The following is a 21,601-nucleotide window of genomic DNA, read 5'->3' on the forward strand; positions in this document are numbered from 1 at the left end:
CCGCGGTTGCGTCAGGGGCTATAATCCGGCAAAGTCTGCGCCATTGTGGGAAAAGGGCAATCAACGTGAAGCGACTCATTATCGGCATTTCTGGCGCCAGCGGCGCAATCTACGGCGTGCGTTTGCTCCAGGTCTTGCGCGAGGTTTCTGATGTCGAAACCCATCTTATTCTTAGCCAGGCCGCGCGGCAGACGCTGGCGCTGGAGACAGATTTCTCCCTGCGCGAGGTGCAGGCGTTAGCCGATGTGGTGCACGATGCCCGCGATATCGCTGCCAGCATCTCTTCCGGCTCTTTTAAGACCGCCGGAATGGTGATTTTGCCGTGTTCGATGAAGACCCTCTCCGGCATTGTTCATAGCTATACCGATGGTCTGCTGACCAGGGCGGCGGACGTGGTGCTTAAAGAGCGCCGCCCGCTGGTGCTGTGCGTACGGGAAACGCCGTTCCACCTTGGTCACCTGCGTCTGCTGGTCCAGGCGGCGGAAATGGGCGCGGTGATTATGCCGCCGGTTCCCGCGTTTTATCATCGGCCAAAGACCCTTGATGACGTGATAAACCAGACGGTCAACCGCGTTATCGATCAGTTTGATATTTCTCTTCCTGAAGACCTCTTTACCCGCTGGCAGGGAGCGTAAAGCGCACTAAGATAGTGCGCTTTATTCACATCTGCATTGCCGCAGTGCAATTTTGTAGCCTCGATCAAATCCTCAACATTTAATTTGTTTTTTTGCGCTGCGGCACTGCGGTTTATCCGTTATTGCTGGTATCTTCCCTTTTAAGACAAACTTGCAACCTTTATTTAACAAATTTAACGCCATTTGCAGCACGCACTGAGAAAATGGCATAAAACGTGCAAGATTTTATCGGCAGCACAAATAACAAAATAACGCATCGCATAACAACATCACGACACTTAAGGGTAACCTATGAAGAAGACGGTTCTGGCTCTCTCTTTAATGATGGGCATTTGCAGCGCCTCCAGCGCATTCGCTGCGCTGCCGCAGAGTATTCGCATTGGCACCGATGCCACCTACGCGCCTTTCTCTTCTAAGGATGCGAAAGGGGATTTCGTGGGTTTTGACATTGATTTGGGCAATGAGCTCTGTTCGCGTATCAAAGTAAAATGTACCTGGGTTGGCAGCGATTTCGACTCCCTGATCCCGTCGCTGAAGGCCAAGAAAATCGACGCCATCATCTCTTCGTTGTCGATTACTGAAAAACGCCAGCAGGAAATTGCGTTTTCTGACAAGCTCTACGCCGCCGACTCGCGCCTGATTGCCGCGAAAGGCTCGCCGATTCAGCCGACGCTGGAATCGCTGAAAGGCAAGCATGTCGGCGTGCTTCAGGGCTCTACCCAGGAGGCCTATGGAAATGAACGCTGGCGCAGCCACGGCGTCGATGTTGTGGCTTATCAGAACCAGGATTTGATCTACTCAGACCTCTCCGCTGGCCGTCTCGACGCCGCATTGCAGGATGAAGTGGCCGCGAGTGAAGGTTTCCTCAAACAACCCGCCGGTAAAGATTTTGCGTTTGCCGGTCCTTCCGTTAAAGACAAAAAATTCTTCGGTGATGGTACCGGCATCGGCCTGCGTAAGGACGATAGCGAGCTGAAGGCCGCGTTTGATAAAGCGTTGGCTGACATGCGTAAAGACGGCACCTACGACAAAATGGCGAAGAAGTACTTCGACTTCAACGTTTACGGTGACTAAGACGTCCGCTGGCCCGGACGCCGGGCCACGCGCATCTATTTCTGCCCCTTATTGGTGCGCTCACGCTTTTGTGGATCTTTTTGGTGCAAAAAATTCCACGCGGGATGTTAAAAAATGCATAGTTAAGCGTTTCTGGTGCGAAAAAATTTGCTTCCCGGCGCGGAATGTTTTGCCTTACCGGGGCGAATAATGGCACGATAACTGCCGTAAGTACTTCTAATAAATCCGTTAGAATGACAGTCTGTTGAGGATAGTTATGAAAAAACTGGCGTTGTCTCTCTCTTTAGCGCTGGCCCTTTCCAGCGTTTCCACTGTATTCGCAGCCATTCCGCAAAAAGTCCGCATCGGCACCGATCCTACTTATGCCCCGTTCGAATCCAAGAATGCACAGGGTGAATTGGTTGGTTTTGACATCGATCTGGCAAAAGAGCTCTGTAAGCGCATCAATACGCAATGTACCTTTATTGAGAACCCGCTGGACGCGCTGATCCCGTCTTTAAAAGCGAAGAAAATCGATGCCATTATGTCTTCGCTTTCAATCACCGAAAAACGTCAACAGGAAATTGCCTTCACCGACAAGCTTTACGCGGCGGATTCGCGCCTGGTCGTGAAAAAAGGCAGTGATATTACGCCAGACCTCGCGAAGCTGAAAGGTAAACGCGTTGGCGTTCTGCAGGGCACCACTCAGGAAACCTACGGCAACGAGCACTGGGCACCGAAGGGTATTGAAATTGTTTCCTACCAGGGGCAGGACAATATTTATTCTGATCTGACCGCTGGTCGTATCGATGCTGCGTTCCAGGATGAAGTCGCCGCCAGCGAAGGTTTCCTCAAGCAGCCTATCGGTAAGGATTATCAGTTCGGCGGCCCGTCGATTAAAGACGAGAAGCTGTTCGGCGTCGGCACCGGTATGGGGCTACGTAAAGAAGACAACGAACTGCGTGAAGCATTGAATAAAGCCTTTGCCGAGATGCGCCAGGACGGCACCTACGACAAGCTGGCGAAGAAATATTTCGATTTTAACGTGTACGGCGACTAATCATCCCGCGTACCCCATCGCGCGTGATTTCACGCGCGATGGTTGATGACAGACAGGGCAGACAGCATGCTGTACGGGTTTTCACAGGTTATATTTCAGGGCGCGCTGGTCACCCTTGAGCTGGCGTTAAGCTCGGTCGTTCTGGCGGTGCTTATCGGCCTGGCGGGCGCTGGGGCGAAACTTTCCAATAATCGTCCATTAGCGCTGATTTTTGAAGGCTATACCACTTTAATCCGCGGCGTACCCGATCTGGTGCTGATGCTGCTGATTTTCTACGGGCTGCAGATTGCGCTCAACAGCGTGACCGATGCGCTTGGTCTGGCGCAGTTTGATATTGACCCAATGGTGGCGGGTATCATCACGCTGGGCTTTATTTACGGCGCCTACTTTACCGAAACTTTTCGCGGCGCTTTCCTGGCTGTGCCGACGGGGCATATTGAAGCGGCGACGGCCTTCGGCTTTAGCGGCGGGCAAACCTTTCGTCGCATTCTGTTCCCGGCAATGATGCGCTATGCGCTGCCTGGAATAGGCAACAACTGGCAGGTGATCCTCAAAGCGACCGCGCTGGTCTCGCTGCTGGGGCTGGAGGATGTGGTCAAGGCAACCCAGCTGGCGGGTAAAAGCACCTGGGAGCCGTTCTACTTCGCTATCGTCTGCGGCCTGATTTATCTTGTATTTACAACGGTTTCCAATGGTGTGCTGCTGATGCTCGAACGCCGTTACTCTGTGGGCGTGAAGAGGGCTGACCTGTGATTGACATTATTCAGGAGTACTGGAAATCCCTGCTGTGGACCGACGGCTACCGCTTTACCGGCGTCGCGATTACGCTCTGGCTGCTGATCTCTTCCGTGGTGATGGGCGGCATCCTGGCCATTTTCCTCGCGATAGGCCGCGTGTCGAGCAACAAATTTATCCGGTTCCCCATCTGGCTATTCACCTATATCTTTCGCGGCACGCCGCTGTACGTTCAGCTGCTGGTGTTCTATTCCGGGATGTATACGCTGGAAATCGTCAAAGGCACTGAACTACTGAACGCCTTCTTTCGCAGCGGGCTGAACTGTACGGTGCTGGCGCTGACGCTGAATACCTGCGCCTATACTACGGAGATTTTCGCCGGGGCGATTCGTTCAGTGCCGGCAGGCGAGATAGAGGCCGCTCGGGCGTATGGTTTTTCCTCGGTTAAAATGTATCGCTGCATTATCCTCCCTTCCGCGCTGCGTATCGCTCTGCCTGCATACAGCAACGAAGTGATTCTGATGCTGCATTCCACCGCGCTGGCTTTTACCGCCACGGTGCCGGATCTGCTGAAAATTGCCCGCGATATTAACTCGGCAACCTACCAGCCGTTTACCGCCTTTGGTATTGCCGCAGTACTGTATTTAATTATCTCGTATGTGCTGATTAGCCTGTTCCGCAGAGCGGAAAAGCGCTGGCTCCAGCACATCAAACCTTCTTCGACGCACTGAGAACGCCATGTCCGACAATAAATTAAATGTAATCGATCTGCATAAACGTTACGGTGAGCATGAGGTACTGAAAGGCGTCTCACTGCGGGCGAAAGCCGGAGACGTGATCAGTATTATTGGTTCATCCGGCTCCGGTAAAAGTACCTTTTTGCGCTGCATTAACTTTCTTGAAAAGCCCAGCGAAGGGACGATTGTTGTTAACGGGCAAAACATTGGCCTGGTTCGCGATAAAGACGGTCAGTTAAAGGTTTCTGATAAAAACCAGCTACGTTTACTACGTACTCGCCTGACGATGGTATTCCAGCATTTTAACCTGTGGAGCCATATGACGGTGCTGGAAAACGTGATGGAAGCGCCGATTCAGGTACTGGGTCTGAGCAAACAGGAAGCCCGCGATCGGGCGGTCAAATATCTGGCAAAAGTCGGTATTGACGAACGCCAGCAGATTAAATATCCGGTGCACCTCTCCGGCGGCCAGCAGCAGCGCGTTTCCATTGCCCGCGCGCTGGCGATGGAGCCCGACGTACTGCTGTTTGATGAACCGACATCGGCGCTTGACCCTGAACTGGTAGGCGAAGTGCTGCGCATTATGCAGCAGCTGGCGGAAGAGGGAAAAACCATGGTCGTGGTAACGCATGAAATGGGCTTTGCGCGCCATGTCTCTTCGCACGTGATTTTCCTGCATCAGGGCAAGATTGAAGAAGAAGGGCACCCTGACGATGTTTTCGGCAATCCGAAAAGCCCGCGCCTGCAGCAGTTCCTGAAGGGCTCGTTAAAGTAGTACTGTCTATGCCTCCGGCGGAATCCCCTCCGCCGGGACGGCTAGCGCTCCAGCCGATACACCCAGTCATCGAAATCCATTCCGTTCAAATGATACGCTTTTTCAAGCACCTGAATGCGGATAAAACCGTGTTTTTCCAGCAGGCGGGAAGAGCCAGCGTTATTGCCCAGCACCCAGGCATTTATCGCGTGAACGCCGAGTTGGTTAAAGCCGTAGTCGCAAATCGCTTTTAACGCTTCGCTGGCATAGCCCTTTCCCTGTGCATCGGGCATAAGAGCGTATCCGACATCCGCTTCGTGCGGATTTTTACCACTGATGCGCAGGCCAATATCGCCAACCGCCTCGCCGCTGCCGTCGCGCAATACGAATACGCCAGGGTCAGCGCAGCGGGATTCAAACAGCGTCCGCAGCGCTGGCTCTTCAAGAACCTCGCCCATATAGCGCATCACTTCCGGGTCTCGCCGTAAGCGCAGGAAAAATGGCCAGTCGGATGCGTGAAACGGCGAGAGGCGCAGGCGCGGCGTAGTCAGTATTATCATCATGCAGTCCATAGAGGTGGATTATTCTGCCACCTTAACACCATAAAGCGCCGGAATGTTTACGCGTCTAAGCGAGCGTCGGTGAAGCCCGGTGCTGATTTTCGAGCCCGCGGAGATAGCGCAGCACGGTGTTGCTCTCTTGTGTCGCCCTCAACTGCAGCGCCAGGTTGAGGTTGTCCAGCACCTCGGCGTGGGCGACCAGCGGCGAATCCCCGGCAAGCCGTCCCTCCATCACCAGCCAGCCGACGACGGTTTTCCAGCGCCACAGCGGCGAATTGCCTTTCACGCGTTGTACCGGCCCTGGAAACTGCCCCGAGCCTCGTGCGCCATCTTTCAATAAGGCGATGGCCTGTCGCGTCAGGCCGGTGAGTTCAGCAATATCGCTTAATCCTACCAGCGCGGAATCGACGGATTCGACCCGCGCATTCAGGGCCGGAGCGGATTCGATATCGGCAATCGCTGACAAAATGGCCTGTTCGAGAGAGGCGCATTCGCGGTCGAACTCCACATAGACTGCCGTTCCGTAAAAGCAGACCAGGGCATCAGCGCAGCCTGCCGCATGCAGCGCATCCTCCAGCCCCACGGTATGCGCGGTGACGCCGGAGAGTGTGAGCGTAAAGTTATACAGCGCCATGGTTTAATCCTTCTTGTGGTTAATCTGACCCGATACGGGTATCAGACAGCGATCGACCATGCGGATGATTTGCCTGGCATGGTGAATGGGCACCGCCGGCGTTGACCAGATGCTCATCATGTGTTCCCGATGGCGGGCTGTTCCGCACATTAGTCGTCCAAAACAGTGCGCGCTTTTGCCGCCAGAGAGAAGAATCCAGCCGCGCGCCAGCGCGTAGTCAATTGCGGCTCTGATATGTTTATCCAGATGTTCCTTCATCAATGTGTCCTGCTAATATTGAATATGATGTTGACGAATGTCAACGACGGGGTAAGGTAAAATCACACGCAGGGGTTATGACAGAGTGAAGGGGAGATCGCTGGAATGAGATTCACAGTTAAGACGCGACAAGCGTGGTGGTTTTTGCGCGCTGCGAGGAGGGTTCCACGAATAACAGATCAGGGAGATCGCCGGGATCTCCCTGAAGGCCCTGAACTATTTCAGCACATCGGCCAGGGCTTGTTCCAAATCGTACCAACGAAAGCCAAATCCGGCTGCTTCCAGGCGTTTTGGCAGCGCGCGCTGGCCGCCGAGTACCAGAACGGAAGATTCTCCCATCAGCAGGCGAATCGCCGCCGCCGGGACGCGGAAAATGGCGGGCCGATTCAACGCATGACCCAGCGCGTGGGAGAACTGCTCGTTGCGCACCGGGTAAGGGGAAACCATATTAAACGGCCCCCGCAGGTCGTTATCCAGCAGCCAGAGGATACCGTTGACCATGTCGTCGATATGGATCCACGCCAGATATTGCCTTCCGCTACCGATAGGGCCGCCGAGGCCAAGTTTAAAAGCTGGCGTCATTTTGGCCAGAATGCCGCCGCGCGGCGCCAGCACCACGCCGGTACGCAGCAGGCAGACGCGGGTGCGATCGCTCTGCGCTTCACAGGCGATTTGCTCCCAGCGGGCGCAAAGCTTATGGGTAAACTCGTTATGCGGCGGCTCTTCTTCGGTAACCACGACTTCACCGAGGTCGCCATAGTAACCGGTGGCGGAACCGCTTATCAGCACCGCGGGTGGCGTATCGCTGGCGTTGAAGAGCTTGACCAGCTTTTGCGTGATATCCCAGCGGCTGTGGCAGAGACGCTGTTTCTGCTCCGCCGTCCAGCGTTTATCGGCGATCGGCTCGCCTGCCAGGTTAATGACGGCATCAATGCCGTTGAGGTTCGCCTGATGCTCGAAATCGCGCCACAGGGTGACGCGCGAATCGAGGCGGCTTTTGGCCTTTTCAGGGCTGCGCGTTGAAACCGTTATGTGATGCCCCAGCTCCAGCAGCCGGGGAATCAGATGTCGGCCAATCAGGCCGGTACCGCCAGTAAGCAGAACGTTCATAGCGCCTCCCTAAGGTGATGCGTCTAACGCCGCCAGCTCATCGTCATGGATACCGAATCGGCGTAGCGCAGCGCGTGCAGTTTATCGATCTCTACTTCAGCATAAGTGACCCAGTGATGTTCGCGTGCGATATCGAGCACATCCTGAGTTAATTTTTCCAGCAGAGAGAAGCGGTTATTCTCAATATGGCTAATAATGCGCTTGGTGATGGTGCGGTAGTTCAGCGCATCGTTAATGTCTTCGCTGTTGCGTGATTTCTCCGCCGGATAGTGGATAGCGACGTTAACCACCACGTCCTGGCGGTTGGCGATCTCTTCCTCTTTAATTCCGATAAAAGTACGCAGGCGCAGGTTCTTAATTCGAATAATGGCGTCTGGTTGAGACATGGCAGGCTTCCTCCGTGTAGTAATTTCCGCCATCATACATCAAAGCTTCCCGGGCGAGCAGGGGGTTAATGGGCTTCTGTTTTCAGCAGCGCTTCAACGGTGGCCGGGCGCTGGCGAATGCGCTCAAACCAGTTATGCACCGCCGGAAAACTGGCGAGGTCGATACGCTGGCGCTGATGGGCATTCACCCACGGCCAGCAGGCGATATCGGCGATGCTGTAGTGGTTGCCGCCAAGCCAGGGGCTCTCGCCAAGGCGCCGATTGAGCACGCCATACAGACGCTGCGTTTCCACCTGATAGCGTTCAATGGCGTAGGGCACCGCCTGCGGAGCAAAGTGGTTGAAATGATGATTTTGCCCGAGCATCGGCCCTAACCCACCGACTTGCCAGAATAACCACTGTAGCGTAACGTGGCGTTCGCGGAGTTCGCCGCTCAGTAATTTGCCAGTTTTTTCAGCCAGATAAAGCAGGATTTCTCCGGACTCAAACAGGCTTAACGGGGCGCCGCCGTCGGCGGGAGTATCGTCAACGATCGCCGGGATCTTGTTGTTCGGTGAGATCGCCGGAAACGGCGGTTTAAACTGCTCCCCTTTACTGATATCCACCCGGATCAGGCGGTAAGGCAGCTGCGCTTCTTCAAGAAATAGCGTGATTTTGTGGCCATTAGGGGTGGGTGCATAGTAAAGATCGATCATGAGAGTCCCTCGCCGTCACAGGTCGCAAACTTTTCGAGTATAGGTGAACTGGCGTCATCCGGCAGGTTTACCTCATTCTGGATGACTTTCGCCGAGCGCGTACACCTCAGAGAAGTATGTAAGATCCTGAGGGTAGCGGTCAGTGACATCCTCTGAAAGACAGGATATGTTGGCGTATCGCCCCATTACATTAGCCATTGAGGATGCTATGAGCCAGCCCGCGATTACCCTGTGGTCCGACGCCGATTTTTTCTCGCCATATGTGATGTCCGTATACGTTGCCCTGCAGGAAAAGAGCCTGCCTTTTACCCTAAAAACCGTCAACCTTGACAGCGGCGAGCATCTGCAAAGCGGCTGGAAAGGCTACAGCGCAACGCGACGCGTACCGCTGCTGGAGATCGGCGAGTTTTTTCTGAGCGAATCCTCTGCGATTACCGAATATCTGGATGAGCGCTTTGCGCCCCCGGAATGGGAGCGACTTTACCCGCATGATCTGCAAAAGCGCGCGCGGGCGCGTCAGGTACAGGCCTGGCTGCGCAGCGATTTAATGCCGATCCGTGAAGAGCGTTCCACGGACGTGGTCTTTGGCGGAGCAAAGAAGCCTCCGCTCAGCGACGCCGGGCGAAAAAGCGCCGCGAAGCTGTTTGAAACGGCTGGCTTACTGTTGTCCCACGGCGGGCAGAATCTATTTGGCGAGTGGTCCATTGCCGATACCGACCTGGCGCTGATGCTCAATCGACTGGTCCTTAACGGCGATGAGGTCCCCGCCGCGCTGGCGGATTACGCCGTCTTCCAGTGGCAGCGGGCGTCGGTCCAGCGCTACGTCGCACTCTCAGCCAAACGCGCGGGCTGATAAGCTTCAGCGGTTCCGTTATCATAGACGCATCGTCATGCGTGGAGATAAATTGTATGAAGCTGATGTTTGCCTCGGATATCCACGGCTCTCTGCCTGCCGCTGAACGCGTGCTTGAGCTGTTCGCGCGCAGTGGGGCGCAGTGGCTGGTTATCCTCGGCGATGTGCTTAATCACGGGCCGCGTAACGCGCTTCCCGAAGGCTATGCCCCAGCCCAGGTTGCGGAGGCGCTTAATAGCGTGGCGGAGCGGGTGATTGCCGTACGCGGCAACTGCGACAGCGAAGTCGATCAGATGTTGCTCCATTTCCCCATTACCGCCCCCTGGCAGCAGGTTTTGAGCGAGCGAACCCGCCTTTTTCTGACCCACGGACATCTGTATAGCCCCGATAATTTGCCTCCCCTCGCCGCTGGCGATGTGCTGGCTTATGGTCATACTCATATTCCGGTTGCCGAGAAACGCGGTGAGATTTTCCTCTTCAATCCCGGCTCGGTCAGCATCCCTAAAGGGGGATTTACCGCCAGCTACGGTCTGCTGAACGAGGGGCAATTGCAGGTTTTAGCACTCGATGATAATCAGGTTATTGCAGAGGTCGCAATTTACCCGTAATTTACCCCTCAACCGTATAGACGCGCCGTAAGAGCGCTTTAAAAAGTAAGGTTTCCTGATGGCGGAACAGAATCATTTGGCAAGCACAGAATGGGTCGATATTGTTAATGAAAACAATGAGGTGATAGCACAATCCAGCCGCGAACAAATGCGCGCGGAGTGTTTGCGTCATCGGGCGACCTACATTGTTGTTCATGATGGGATGGGCAAAATCCTGGTACAGCGTCGTACCGAAACGAAAGATTTTCAGCCGGGTATGCTGGACGCTACCGCCGGCGGCGTGGTGCAGGCTGACGAGCAAATGCTGGAGTCCGCGCGCCGCGAAGCGGAAGAGGAGCTCGGCATTGCCGGCGTGCCTTTCGCTGACCACGGCCAGTTCTACTATGAGGATAAACATTGCCGCGTCTGGGGCGGTCTGTTCAGCTGCGTGTCACACGGGCCTTTTGCTTTACAGGAGGAAGAGGTGAGCGAAGTGTGCTGGCTGACGCCGGAAGAGATCACCGCCCGCTGCGACGAGTTCACTCCGGATTCATTAAAAGCGCTGGCGCTGTGGATGACCCGCAATGCCAATAATGAGTCAGCAAAAGCTGAAAAGCAGGAAGAGGCCGAGTAGTTTTAACAGCTATCCCTCATGCATAAACTGGATGCGATGGGCCTTCTGTCGCTCCAGTTTCCCTCGCTAAGTCGCTCCAGTAGTGCACGGCCGGCTTCGATGCCAATCTTATGGTGCGGTACCGCCATCGTCGTTAACGGCGGCTGGCAGACCCGGCTTACGTCGCTATCCCCAAAGCCGACAACGGCTAAATCATCAGGAACTTTGATGCGCCGACGCTGACATTCATACAGCGCTCCGCATGCCAGCTCATCGGAAACGCAAACCAGCGCATCCAGTTCCGGCCATGCGAGCAAAAACTCCGGCAGCTGCGAAGCGCCGGTGGAAAAGTTGGCGGGCAGCGCGGCGTTAATTACCCGGTTAGGCGACATATGATGGCGCAGCATGGCTTTATACCACCCCTGCAAATGCTGCTGAAAAATCCACTGTTCCTGATTGGCGCACAGTAGACCGATATTCTGATAGCCGCGGTGGATAAGCATTTCCGTCAGCTCGAACATCGCCGCCACGTTATCGATGCCGATATTCATGTCGATAGGATCGGCGCGCATCGCGCCCATCTCCACCACCGGAATCGAGGCGTTCTGCAGCCAGTGGCGTACGGTATCGCTGTGCTCAACGCTCAGTAGAATGGCGGCGGCGATGTTAGAAGCCAGCAGCGTTTCCAGTAGTTTCTCTTCCTGCTCCAGACGATGCTGCGATTCCGCCAGCATGATTTGATAACCTGCTGGCTGTAATATTTGCTGAAGTCCGGCGAACATTGCCGAGCAGCCCGCCTCCGTCAGATTCGGCACGACCATCGCTATGGTTCTTGAGGACGCGGAAGCCAGTGCGCTAGCGGCGAGGTTAGGCATATATCCCAGTTCTTGCACCGCCGCTTCGATTTTTTCGCGAAGCTTATCGGAAACCTGTTCCGGCGTACGAAGGGCGCGGGACACGGTCATGGTACCCACTCCAGCCAACTGAGCAACATCGGCGATGGTCACCTTTCCGGTGCTACGCCGTTTTCGGGTTAGAGACATACATATTCCTGCTAAACAGACGCTTTTTATTATCATCCATTACTTCACGTGTCAGGGAGTATACGCCTTAAACGGGACTTTTTGCTGCGTTTTGATGGGATGATTGCGAATTGATAGCGCTATCACAAATCTGAATGTTCAACGTTGGTAGCGCTATCTTTGTGATCTTAATCTCAGATAACTATTGCCTGCTTGCATAAAGTTTGCCCATCTTTTGTTAAAAGACGAGGGGTAAAATGCTTAAGACATGGCTCTCTGATACCACCATCACGTTACGGCAGAAGGTAGAAAGCTGGCAGCAGGCACTGGACATCTGTGCCAGACCGCTGCTTGAAGCAGGAGTTATAGAACCTGAATATGTAGCGGCGATCATTGAGCAGCACCGTAAGCTGGGGCCTTACTATGTGTTGGCACCGGGCCTGGCAATGCCGCATGCGCGGCCGGAAGAGGGGGCGAAAGGTTTAGGTCTCTCGCTGCTGAAACTCGAACAGGGCATTTCCTTTGGCTCTAAAGACTTCGACCCGGTCGATATTATTATTATGCTGGCGGCGCCGGATAAGCACAGTCACATTGAAACGATCTCTGCGCTGGCGGAATTATTTTCCAGCGATGAAGATATGAATAAATTACATCAGGCAGCCAACCTGGAGGAGATAAAAACTATCATCACGCGTTTCTGATTTAATTTTATTATCCGACTTATAACCCATTACGCACCTGCGTGATGCGGACCTACTCTACCCAAAAAAGGTGATAACAATGAAATTATGGCAATTTGCGGTTCCGGCCTGGGCAGCAGTTTTATGGTTGAGATGAATATTAAAAAAGTGCTCAAAAAACTCGAAATTGAAGCCGAGGTGGAACATTCCGATCTGTCCTCGGCAATCCCCGGTGCGGCAGATTTATTCGTCATGGCTAAGGATATTGCCGCCAGCGCCAGCGTCCCGGAAAGCCAGCTGGTGGTGATTACCAACATCATCGATATTAACGAACTCGAAGCGCAGCTGCGTGCGTGGTTCGCCAGACAATAACTATTTATAGCGAGGTGGATATGTTTATCCTTGAAACGCTGAATTTTGTTGTTGATATTCTAAAAGTACCCTCGGTGCTGGTCGGTTTAATTGCGTTAATTGGCTTGGTAGCGCAAAAGAAATCTTTCTCCGATGTCGTCAAGGGAACCATTAAAACTATTCTGGGTTTTATTGTTCTGGGCGGCGGCGCGACGGTATTAGTCGGTTCGCTGAATCCACTGGGGGGCATGTTTGAGCATGCTTTTAATATTCAGGGTATTATTCCTAATAACGAGGCGATTGTTTCTATTGCGCTGGAAAAATACGGCGCTTCAACCGCGCTGATTATGGCGTTCGGGATGGTAGCGAATATTGTAGTCGCCCGATTTACGCGTCTGAAGTATATCTTCCTGACCGGCCACCACACCTTCTACATGGCTTGTATGATCGGCGTGATTCTTACCGTGGCGGGTTTTGAAGGTATCGGGCTGGTCTTTACCGGTTCCCTGATCCTCGGCCTGGTGATGGCGTTCTTCCCGGCGCTGGCCCAGCGCTATATGAAGCGTATTACCGGTACAGATGACATCGCTTTCGGCCACTTCGGCACCCTGGGCTATGTCCTTTCGGGATGGATCGGTAGCGTCTGCGGTAAAGGCTCGCGTTCAACCGAAGAGATGAACCTACCGAAAAACCTGAGTTTCCTGCGTGACAGCTCCATCTCCATTTCGCTGACCATGATGATTATCTATTTGATTATGGCGGTGAGCGCGGGGCGTGAATATGTTGAAAGCACTTTCAGCGGCGGCCAGAACTACCTGGTATACGCCATCATTATGGCGATTACCTTCGCCGCCGGGGTGTTCATCATCCTGCAAGGGGTACGTCTAATCCTGGCGGAAATCGTACCGGCCTTTACCGGATTTTCGGAGAAGCTGGTGCCTAATGCCCGTCCGGCGCTGGACTGCCCGGTAGTCTATCCCTATGCGCCCAATGCGGTACTGATTGGCTTTCTGTTCAGCTTCCTGGGCGGCCTGGTCGGGCTGTTCCTCTGCGGGCAGTTCAAGTGGGTGCTGATCCTGCCCGGCGTGGTGCCGCATTTCTTTACCGGCGCGACCGCCGGCGTGTTTGGCAACGCCACCGGCGGACGGCGCGGGGCGATGATAGGGGCGTTTGCCAACGGTCTGCTGATCACCTTCCTGCCGGTACTGCTGTTGCCGGTGCTGGGCGCGATTGGCTTTGCCAACACCACTTTCTCGGATGCGGATTTCGGCGCCGTCGGTATCGTGCTGGGCAACCTGGCCCGCTATCTGTCGCCGTTTGCTATTACCGGCCTTGTGGTGGCGTTGTTCGTACTGCTGGTGGTGTACAACGTTTTTGCGAAAAAGAGATCTGCGGGCGGCGGCGCGCAGGAGAACAGCGGAGCTAAATCATGAATGTGAAAGAAGTAACCCAACTGGCGCGGGACATTCGCGTCGCCACCCTTAAATCACTGACGGATCTTGGTTTCGGCCATTACGGCGGCAGTATGTCGGTCGTGGAGACGCTGGCGGTACTGTACGGCGCGGTGATGAAAATTGACCCCGCGGACCCGGACTGGCCAGAGCGCGACTACTTTGTGTTATCAAAAGGTCATGCCGGCCCCGCGCTGTACAGCACGTTAGCGATTAAGGGATATTTTCCGCTGGAGGAGCTGAGTACGCTAAACCAGAACGGTACGCGGCTGCCAAGCCACCCGGATCGGTTGAAAACGCGCGGGGTGGATGCCACTACCGGCTCTCTGGGGCAGGGGATTTCCATCGCCGGCGGAATGGCGCTTTCGCATAAGCTGGCGGGACGGGCGAATCGGGTATTCTGCATCGTTGGCGACGGTGAGTTGAATGAAGGCCAGTGCTGGGAAGCGTTCCAGTTTATTGCCCATCATCGCCTGAATAATCTGACCGTGTTTGTTGACTGGAACAAGCTACAGCTTGACGGCAGGCTGGATGAGATCATTCGCGCTTTTAATCTGGAAGATAAATTCCGCGCCTTTGGTTTTGATGTTGTTACCGTCAAAGGCGATGACATCCCCGGACTGCTGGCGGCGGTTCAGCCCGTTCCTCCCGCCGATGCGCGCCCGCGGGTCGTTATTCTCGATAGCGTGAAAGGCCAGGGCGTGCCGTATCTCGAGAATCTCAGTAACAACCATCACTTGCGCCTGACGGACGAGATGAAAGAGACGCTAAACGAGACGATTCGCCAGCTGGAGGCCGAACATGATTAAAGTTGCACCTGCAGGACAAAAAGATGCCATAGAGATGCGCAAAGTCTATGCCGGGTTTGTCGCGCAGCAGATTGAAGCCCATAGCCCGATTATCGCCCTGGAAGCGGATCTGATGAGCTCTATGGCGATGGATGGCGTCGCGAGGCAGCATCCGCAGCACGTCATCAACTGCGGCATTATGGAAGCGAACGTGATCGGTACCGCCGCCGGACTATCGTTGACCGGGCGTAAGCCGTTTGTCCATACCTTTACCGCTTTCGCCAGCCGCCGCTGCTTCGACCAGTTGTTTATGGCGCTGGACTATCAGCGGAACAACGTCAAGGTGATCGCTTCTGACGCCGGGGTGACCGCCTGCCATAACGGCGGAACCCATATGTCGTTTGAGGATATGGGTCTTGTGCGCGGCCTCGCGCATTCGGTGGTGCTGGAAGTGACCGATGCGGTGATGTTTGAGGATATCCTGCGGCAGCTTATCGATCTCGACGGTTTTTACTGGGTACGCACGATCCGCAAACAGGCGCCGAGCGTCTACGCGCCGGGTTCGACGTTTACGATTGGCAAAGGTAATGTGCTGCGCGAAGGTGACGACATCACCTTGATTGCCAACGGGATCATGGTGGCGGAAGCCCTTGAAGCAGCACGTCAACTTGAGCAGGAAGGGGTCAGCGCGGCGGTGATTGATATGTTTACCCTGAAGCCTATCGACCGTATGCTGGTGAAAAATTACGCCGAAAAAACCGGGCGTATCGTGACCTGTGAAAACCACAGTATTCATAACGGACTGGGATCGGCGGTGGCGGAAGTCCTGGTGGAGACCTGCCCGGTTCCGATGCGTCGTGTGGGGGTGAAGGAGCGTTATGGCCAGGTGGGAACGCAGGACTTCTTGCAGAAGGAGTATGGCCTGACGGCGCATGATATTGTCTCGGCGGCGCGAGAGCTGCTGTAAATAAAAAGGCGACCCTGAGGTCGCCTTTTTTCATGCAGCGGGCAGATTATGCTTGCTGCTGGGACGACTGAATCGCGGTCAGGGCGATGGTATAGACGATATCGTCAACCAGCGCGCCACGGGACAGGTCGTTCACCGGCTTACGCATCCCCTGCAGCATCGGCCCGATAGAGATCAGGTCGGCAGAACGCTGTACGGCTTTGTAAGTGGTGTTACCGGTGTTCAGGTCCGGGAAGATGAACACGGTAGCGCGGCCAGCAACCGGAGAGTTCGGCGCTTTGGATTTCGCTACGTCAGCCATAACCGCAGCATCGTACTGCAGCGGGCCGTCGATCATCAGGTCAGGACGTTTTTCCTGCGCCAGACGAGTGGCTTCGCGTACTTTCTCAACATCGCTGCCGGCGCCAGAGGTACCGGTGGAGTAGGAGAGCATGGCTACGCGCGGTTCGATGCCGAAGGCAATCGCGGAGTCTGCGGACTGGATAGCGATTTCAGCCAGCTGTTCAGCGGTCGGATCCGGGTTGATCGCGCAGTCGCCGTAAACGTAAACCTGTTCCGGCAGCAGCATGAAGAATACGGAGGAGACCAGAGAGCTACCCGGCGCAGTTTTGATCAGCTGCAGCGGCGGACGGATGGTGTTGGCGGTGGTGTGAACCGCACCGGATACCAGGCCGTCGACTTCGTCTTGTTCCAGCATCAGGGTGCCGAGAACCACGTTGTCTTCCAGCTGCTCGCGGGCAACCGCTTCGGTCATGCCTTTGCTCTTACGCAGCTCGACCAGGCGAGCAACGTAGCTTTCGCGAACCACTTCCGGGTCAACGATTTCAATACCGGCGCCCAGCTCTACGCCCTGAGAAGCGGCAACGCGGGTGATTTCATCCGGGTTACCCAGCAGTACGCAGGTCGCGATACCGCGCTCGGCGCAGATAGCCGCGGCTTTAACGGTACGCGGTTCGTTGCCTTCCGGCAGAACAACACGCTTGCCTGCTTTACGCGCCAGCTCGGTGAGCTGATAGCGGAAGGCTGGCGGAGAGAGACGACGGCTGCGCTCGGAAGTCGCGGTCAGGGATTCAATCCAGTCGGCGTTGATATAGTTAGCCACGTATTCCTGAACTTTCTCAATACGCTCGTGATCGTCAACCGGCACTTCCAGGTTGAAGCTCTGCAGGCTCAGAGAGGTCTGCCAGGTGTTGGTGTTAACCATGAATACCGGCAGGCCGGTAGCAAACGCGCGTTCGCACAGCTTGCTTACGCGCGGGTCCATTTCATAGGCCCCGGTCAGCAGGATAGCGCCGATTTCCACGCCGTTCATCGCGGCCAGGCAGGCGGCGACCAGTACGTCAGGACGGTCTGCGGAAGTAACCAGCAGAGAGCCTGCGCGGAAGTGTTCCAGCATGTGCGGAATGCTACGCGCACAGAAGGTGACGGACTTCACGCGGCGGGTATTGATGTCGCCTTCGTTGATGATGGTGGCGTTCAGGTGATGCGCCATATCAATCGCACGAGTGGCGATCAGATCGAAGCTCCACGGCACCGCGCCCAGAACCGGTAATGGGCTACCGCTCTGCAGTTGAGCCGGATCGATCTTCACGACTTTTGCTTTGGAAGAGTCGTCAAAGATTTCCGACAGGTCCGGGCGAGTACGGCCCTGTTCGTCAACCGGTGCATTCAGCTTGTTGACGATGACGCCGGTGATGCTGGTGTTTTTCGCGCCGCCGAAGCTGCTGCGAGTCAACTCAATGCGCTCTTTCAGCTGTTCCGGAGTATCGGTACCCTGGGACATCACAAAGACGATTTCAGCGTTAAGCGTTTTCGCGATTTCGTAGTTCAGAGACTGGGCAAACTGATGTTTGCGGGTCGGGACCAGACCTTCAACCAGCACCACTTCCGCATCCTGCGCGTTGGCGTGGTAGTTGGCGATGATCTCTTCCATCAGCACGTCTTTCTGGTTGCTGGAGAGCAGCGACTCAACGTGGCTCATTTTCAACGGTTCTGCGGCCGGAAGGTCGGAGTTCGCGCGAATGATGGTGGTAGTCTGGTCTGGCGCATCGCCACCGGCACGCGGTTGAGCGATAGGTTTAAAGACGCTCAGGCGAACGCCTTTACGTTCCATAGCACGGATAACACCGAGGCTGACGCTGGTCAGGCCTACGCTGGTTCCGGTAGGGATCAGCATGATTGTACGGGACACGATATATCCTCTTTCGTTACCGCCAGTATCAGGCGGGATACAAAACTGCACCACCAGCTTCCCGTCATACTTCAAGTTGCATGTGCGTTGGCTTTACTCGCTCACCCCAGTTACGTACTACTCGTACGCTCCTGGGGATTCTCTGCGTCGCCGCCTTCCTGCAACTCGAATTATTTAGGGTTATGGCTGGCGGTGTGGAATCAGGCGGTCAGACGGTTGGCGTCCTGCGCGATGACCAACTCTTCGTTGGTCGGAATGACGATAGCCGGGCGAGTGCCTTCTTTGTTGATGAAGCCAGACTTACCGAAACGGGCAGCCAGGTTACGCTCGTGATCAACTTCAAAGCCCAGTACGCCCAGTTTACCCAGAGACAGTTCGCGAACCATCGCGGCGTTCTCACCGATACCACCGGTGAATACGACGGCGTCCAGACGACCATCCATCAGCGCTGTGTAGGAGCCGATATATTTTGCCAGGCGGTGGCAGTAAACGTCCATGGCACGTTTAGCGTCAGCTTTTTCCTGGTAGTTGTCTTCAACGTAGCGGCAGTCGCTGGTCACTTCGGTCAAACCGAGCAGGCCGGACTCTTTGGTCAGCATTTTGTTGATGGCGTCTACGCTCATGCCCAGGGCATCGTGCAGATGGAAAATGATTGCCGGGTCGATATCGCCAGAACGCGTACCCATCACCAGACCTTCCAGCGGAGTCAGACCCATGGAAGTGTCAACGCATTTACCGTTGCGGATAGCGGAAACGGAACCACCGTTGCCCAGATGGCAGGTGATGATGTTCAGCTCTTCAACCGGTTTGTTCAGAACTTTCGCGGCTTCCTGAGTCACATAGAAGTGGCTGGTGCCGTGCGCGCCGTAGCGACGTACGCCGTGTTCTTTGTACAGGCTGTACGGCAGGGCATAGAGGTAAGATTCTTCCGGCATGGTCTGATGGAACGCGGTGTCGAACACGGCAACGTTCTTGTCTTTCAGATTAGGGAAGGATTTCAGGGCTTCTGCGATACCGATCAGGTGCGCCGGGTTGTGCAGCGGGGCGAAAGAGGCGGAGTCTTTAATTCCCTGAATAACCGAGTCATCGATAACGACGGAGCTGGTGTATTTTTCACCACCGTGAACGATACGGTGGCCGATTGCGGTCAGCTGAGCAGACAGTTCTGGTTTTTGTGCCAGAATAGTGTTAACGATAAAGTTCAGCGCTTCACTGTGAGCAGCGCCAGCGCCTAATTCGGCTTCTTGCTTGCTGCCGTCCATTTTCCATTTGATACGGGCTTCAGGAAGATGGAAACATTCTGCTAAACCAGACAGGTATTCATCACCGTTGACGGCATCAAGGATAGCGAATTTCAGAGAGGAGCTACCGCAGTTCAGAACCAGTACTAACTTACTCGACATGGAAGTACCTTTTATGATACGTGGCTAAAAAAACGTCAGTGTGTCACAAAGCGTAGCGCAGGATGACATCGACATTTATGATTAACATCATGCCTTGTACTGTTTTCGGCACGATGAGAGAAGTACATTTGATTTTATGTCATTTTGCATAATTTTCAGCCAGTGGCAGAATATGCGATAATTTGACTAACCTGGTAAAAGGGTCTAACCGCCCCTCAGGTGCGCACAGAATACCTGATTGAGTGCGTCATTGCCAAAATCTTTTGAACGTTGTCATGCACAGTTGGTGTTTTGCACAAATTTTTTAAGTTTTATATGTAAAGTTGAGGTAAGCCATGTCCGGTCCCGAGAATCGCTCTGTGAGTTTTTTTGGCTTGTTTCGCCACGGGCAGCACTATGCAAAGACCTGGCCTCTGGATAAGCGCCTTGCCCCGGTGTTTATTGAAAACCGTATTATTCGCGCCACGCGTTATGCGATTCGTATCATGCCGCCGGTGGCGATTTTCACGCTGTGCTGGCAAATCGCCCTCGGCGGCCAGTTGGGCCCGGCCGTCGCCACCGCGCTGTTTGCGCTGAGCCTGCCGATGCAGGGTTTATGGTGGTTGGGTAAGCGTTCAGTGACGCCGCTGCCGCCGTCGATACTGAACTGGTTTTATGAAGTGCGCGGTAAACTGCAGGAGGCCGGGCAGGCGTTAACGCCGGTAGATGGCAAGCCCGATTATCAGGCTTTAGCTGACACGCTTAAGCGCGCCTTCAAACAACTGGATAAAACTTTCCTTGATGATTTGTAATTTCATCGGGAAAACGCATATAAAAGAAGGCGCATAATTCATGCGCCTTCTTTTTTCACGCCGTAAAAGTGCAACAGGAGTCAAAAATGGAAATGACCAATGCGCAGCGTCTGATTCTGTCGAATCAATACAAAATGATGACGATGCTCGATCCGGACAACGCTGAACGCTACCGCCGCCTGCAGACCATCATTGAGCGTGGATACGGGCTGCAGATGCGCGAGCTGGACCGCGAGTTTGGCCAGCTTACCGAGGAAACGTGTCGTACTATCATTGATATCATGGAGATGTATCACGCGCTGCATGTCTCCTGGACAAACCTGAAGGACGCCAGCGGGATTGACGAGCGACGGGTCACCTTCCTTGGCTTCGACGTGGCGACCGAAGCCCGCTATCTCGGTTATGTCCGCTTTATGGTTAACGTTGAAGGGCGCTATAGCCACTTTGACGCCGGTACTCACGGCTTTAACTCCCAGACCCCGATGTGGGAAAAATACCAGCGCATGCTGAGCACCTGGCACTCCTGCCCGCGTCAGTACCATTTAAGCAGTAACGAAATTAACCAGATTATCAACGCCTGATGGAGGTTCCCGTGCAGTGTAAAGGTTTCCTGTTTGATCTTGACGGGACATTGGTCGATTCGTTGCCGGTTGTGGAGCGTTCGTGGTGCAAATGGGCGGATCGATTCAGTATCCCTCATGATGAGGTGTTGAACTTCATTCATGGCAAACAGGCGATAACCTCATTACGTCATTTTCTTCCCGGCCGCAGCGAAGAAGAGATTCAGTCCGAGTTCGTCTGGCTGGAAAAGGTCGAAGCAACGGATACGGATGGCGTAACGGCGCTGCCGGGAGCGGTGGCGTTGCTCAGGACACTTGATGACGTGGGGATTCCGTGGGCGATAGTGACGTCAGGTTCGATTCCCGTCGCCCATGCTCGTCACCGCGCTGCGGGGCTGCCTGAGGCTGAGGTTTTCGTCACCGCCGAGCGCGTAAAGCACGGGAAACCCGCTCCGGACGCCTATCTGCTGGGGGCCGAGCTGTTAGGGCTGGCGCCGGGAGATTGCGCCGTGGTGGAGGATGCCCCTGCCGGGCTGCTCTCTGGGCTGAATGCCGGTTGTCGGACTATCGCGGTCAATGTGCCCGCCGATGCGCCGCGTCTTGATGAAGCTGATTTGGTGTTAACGACGCTTGAAAATCTGCTGGTTGAGCGCCTGCCTGACGGCAATGTGAATGTTAGCCTTAAAGATTAATCTCATGATTTAGCCCCGCGCCGGCGGGGCTTTTT

At 54.8% G+C, this 21,601-nt stretch carries 26 protein-coding genes; 17 read left to right on the forward strand and 9 right to left on the reverse strand.

The window, feature by feature from the left end; all coding sequences use genetic code 11:
- Positions 1-65 precede the first annotated feature (65 nt).
- The 6 genes from EGY08_RS23620 (at position 66) to hisP (ending at position 4,995) form a co-directional block, all read left to right on the forward strand.
- Positions 66-635 (forward strand): UbiX family flavin prenyltransferase, encoded by a 570-nt coding sequence (locus EGY08_RS23620; protein WP_049114653.1) that lies wholly within the window; start codon positions 66-68, stop codon positions 633-635.
- Positions 636-926: 291 nt separating this feature from the next.
- Positions 927-1,709, forward strand: a complete 783-nt coding sequence (gene argT / locus EGY08_RS23625) for a lysine/arginine/ornithine ABC transporter substrate-binding protein ArgT (RefSeq protein WP_004123206.1) — start codon at positions 927-929, stop codon at positions 1,707-1,709.
- 256 nt (positions 1,710-1,965) lie between these two features.
- Positions 1,966-2,748 carry a histidine ABC transporter substrate-binding protein HisJ gene (hisJ, locus tag EGY08_RS23630; RefSeq protein WP_004123203.1) on the forward strand — a complete coding sequence of 261 codons (783 nt, stop codon included), beginning with the start codon at positions 1,966-1,968 and terminating at the stop codon, positions 2,746-2,748.
- A gap of 66 nt (positions 2,749-2,814) precedes the next feature.
- A complete protein-coding gene (locus tag EGY08_RS23635) occupies positions 2,815-3,501 on the forward strand; it encodes a histidine ABC transporter permease HisQ (protein WP_004123199.1) in 687 nt (228 codons plus the stop codon).
- Positions 3,498-4,214, forward strand: a complete 717-nt coding sequence (hisM, locus tag EGY08_RS23640; RefSeq protein ID WP_004123196.1) for a histidine ABC transporter permease HisM — start codon at positions 3,498-3,500, stop codon at positions 4,212-4,214. Before EGY08_RS23635 ends, hisM begins: the two co-directional genes overlap by 4 nt.
- Before the next feature lie 7 nt (positions 4,215-4,221).
- Positions 4,222-4,995, forward strand: coding sequence for a histidine ABC transporter ATP-binding protein HisP (gene hisP / locus EGY08_RS23645; RefSeq protein WP_004123193.1), 774 nt, complete (start codon positions 4,222-4,224; stop codon positions 4,993-4,995).
- Between the two features lie 41 nt (positions 4,996-5,036).
- Here the strand turns inward: hisP and EGY08_RS23650 are convergent, their stop codons facing one another.
- The 6 genes from EGY08_RS23650 to yfcG form a co-directional block, all read right to left on the reverse strand.
- A complete protein-coding gene (locus EGY08_RS23650; RefSeq protein ID WP_123829447.1) occupies positions 5,037-5,534 on the reverse strand; it encodes a GNAT family N-acetyltransferase in 498 nt (165 codons plus the stop codon).
- Positions 5,535-5,601: 67 nt separating this feature from the next.
- Positions 5,602-6,168 (reverse strand): hypothetical protein, encoded by a 567-nt coding sequence (locus tag EGY08_RS23655; protein WP_049114654.1) that lies wholly within the window; start codon positions 6,166-6,168, stop codon positions 5,602-5,604.
- Between the two features lie 3 nt (positions 6,169-6,171).
- Entirely contained in the window at positions 6,172-6,426 is a 255-nt protein-coding gene (locus EGY08_RS23660; RefSeq protein ID WP_004123187.1) for a hypothetical protein, read from the reverse strand.
- Between the two features lie 216 nt (positions 6,427-6,642).
- Complete coding sequence (locus EGY08_RS23665; protein ID WP_004123185.1) at positions 6,643-7,536, reverse strand: TIGR01777 family oxidoreductase; 894 nt, start codon at positions 7,534-7,536, stop codon at positions 6,643-6,645.
- Between the two features lie 23 nt (positions 7,537-7,559).
- Positions 7,560-7,922 carry a dihydroneopterin triphosphate 2'-epimerase gene (gene folX, locus EGY08_RS23670; protein ID WP_004104107.1) on the reverse strand — a complete coding sequence of 121 codons (363 nt, stop codon included), beginning with the start codon at positions 7,920-7,922 and terminating at the stop codon, positions 7,560-7,562.
- A 65-nt stretch (positions 7,923-7,987) separates the two neighbouring features.
- Positions 7,988-8,617 (reverse strand): GSH-dependent disulfide bond oxidoreductase, encoded by a 630-nt coding sequence (gene yfcG, locus EGY08_RS23675; protein WP_123829009.1) that lies wholly within the window; start codon positions 8,615-8,617, stop codon positions 7,988-7,990.
- Between the two features lie 208 nt (positions 8,618-8,825).
- Here yfcG and yfcF point away from each other — a divergent pair, with 208 nt between their 5' ends.
- Genes yfcF through yfcD form a run of 3 tightly spaced genes read left to right on the forward strand, consistent with a single transcriptional unit; the run spans position 8,826 to position 10,691 of the window.
- Positions 8,826-9,470, forward strand: a complete 645-nt coding sequence (gene yfcF, locus EGY08_RS23680; RefSeq protein WP_004123181.1) for a glutathione transferase — start codon at positions 8,826-8,828, stop codon at positions 9,468-9,470.
- Positions 9,471-9,526: 56 nt separating this feature from the next.
- Complete coding sequence (gene yfcE, locus EGY08_RS23685) at positions 9,527-10,078, forward strand: phosphodiesterase (RefSeq protein ID WP_004123174.1); 552 nt, start codon at positions 9,527-9,529, stop codon at positions 10,076-10,078.
- A gap of 58 nt (positions 10,079-10,136) precedes the next feature.
- Complete coding sequence (gene yfcD, locus EGY08_RS23690) at positions 10,137-10,691, forward strand: NUDIX hydrolase YfcD (protein WP_004123172.1); 555 nt, start codon at positions 10,137-10,139, stop codon at positions 10,689-10,691.
- A 2-nt stretch (positions 10,692-10,693) separates the two neighbouring features.
- On the opposite strand, the gene EGY08_RS23695 is transcribed toward yfcD, so the two are convergent.
- Positions 10,694-11,713: a LacI family DNA-binding transcriptional regulator gene (locus EGY08_RS23695; protein ID WP_004123170.1), complete on the reverse strand. Its 1,020-nt coding sequence runs from the start codon at positions 11,711-11,713 to the stop codon at positions 10,694-10,696.
- Between the two features lie 236 nt (positions 11,714-11,949).
- Between EGY08_RS23695 and EGY08_RS23700 the strand changes: the two genes are divergently transcribed.
- The 5 genes from EGY08_RS23700 to EGY08_RS23720 all read left to right on the forward strand — a co-directional run bounded on the left by EGY08_RS23700 (position 11,950) and on the right by EGY08_RS23720 (position 15,929).
- The gene (locus EGY08_RS23700) at positions 11,950-12,393 is read left to right on the forward strand and encodes a PTS sugar transporter subunit IIA (protein ID WP_123829010.1); all 444 of its coding nucleotides are present in this window, start codon (positions 11,950-11,952) and stop codon (positions 12,391-12,393) included.
- Positions 12,394-12,480: 87 nt separating this feature from the next.
- Positions 12,481-12,744: a PTS sugar transporter subunit IIB gene (locus EGY08_RS23705; protein WP_123829011.1), complete on the forward strand. Its 264-nt coding sequence runs from the start codon at positions 12,481-12,483 to the stop codon at positions 12,742-12,744.
- A 20-nt stretch (positions 12,745-12,764) separates the two neighbouring features.
- Positions 12,765-14,156 (forward strand): PTS ascorbate transporter subunit IIC, encoded by a 1,392-nt coding sequence (locus EGY08_RS23710; protein WP_049087141.1) that lies wholly within the window; start codon positions 12,765-12,767, stop codon positions 14,154-14,156.
- Complete coding sequence (locus EGY08_RS23715; protein ID WP_123829012.1) at positions 14,153-14,983, forward strand: transketolase; 831 nt, start codon at positions 14,153-14,155, stop codon at positions 14,981-14,983. Before EGY08_RS23710 ends, EGY08_RS23715 begins: the two co-directional genes overlap by 4 nt.
- The gene (locus EGY08_RS23720; RefSeq protein ID WP_123829013.1) at positions 14,976-15,929 is read left to right on the forward strand and encodes a transketolase family protein; all 954 of its coding nucleotides are present in this window, start codon (positions 14,976-14,978) and stop codon (positions 15,927-15,929) included. Before EGY08_RS23715 ends, EGY08_RS23720 begins: the two co-directional genes overlap by 8 nt.
- Before the next feature lie 46 nt (positions 15,930-15,975).
- Here EGY08_RS23720 and pta read toward each other — a convergent pair whose 3' ends face one another.
- Together pta and ackA are read right to left on the reverse strand one after the other, a co-directional pair.
- Entirely contained in the window at positions 15,976-18,120 is a 2,145-nt protein-coding gene (gene pta / locus EGY08_RS23725) for a phosphate acetyltransferase (RefSeq protein WP_004123158.1), read from the reverse strand.
- A gap of 200 nt (positions 18,121-18,320) precedes the next feature.
- Complete coding sequence (gene ackA / locus EGY08_RS23730; RefSeq protein ID WP_004123156.1) at positions 18,321-19,523, reverse strand: acetate kinase; 1,203 nt, start codon at positions 19,521-19,523, stop codon at positions 18,321-18,323.
- A gap of 335 nt (positions 19,524-19,858) precedes the next feature.
- Here ackA and yfbV point away from each other — a divergent pair, with 335 nt between their 5' ends.
- The 3 genes from yfbV (at position 19,859) to EGY08_RS23745 (ending at position 21,566) form a co-directional block, all read left to right on the forward strand.
- The gene (gene yfbV / locus EGY08_RS23735) at positions 19,859-20,314 is read left to right on the forward strand and encodes a terminus macrodomain insulation protein YfbV (RefSeq protein WP_004123154.1); all 456 of its coding nucleotides are present in this window, start codon (positions 19,859-19,861) and stop codon (positions 20,312-20,314) included.
- Between the two features lie 86 nt (positions 20,315-20,400).
- Entirely contained in the window at positions 20,401-20,895 is a 495-nt protein-coding gene (locus EGY08_RS23740) for a YfbU family protein (RefSeq protein WP_004123152.1), read from the forward strand.
- 11 nt (positions 20,896-20,906) lie between these two features.
- Entirely contained in the window at positions 20,907-21,566 is a 660-nt protein-coding gene (locus EGY08_RS23745; RefSeq protein ID WP_032742182.1) for a sugar phosphatase, read from the forward strand.
- The last annotated feature ends 35 nt before the right edge of the window (positions 21,567-21,601 follow it).

Source organism: Klebsiella sp. FDAARGOS_511 (assembly GCF_003812845.1).
GTDB lineage: Bacteria > Pseudomonadota > Gammaproteobacteria > Enterobacterales > Enterobacteriaceae > Klebsiella > Klebsiella grimontii.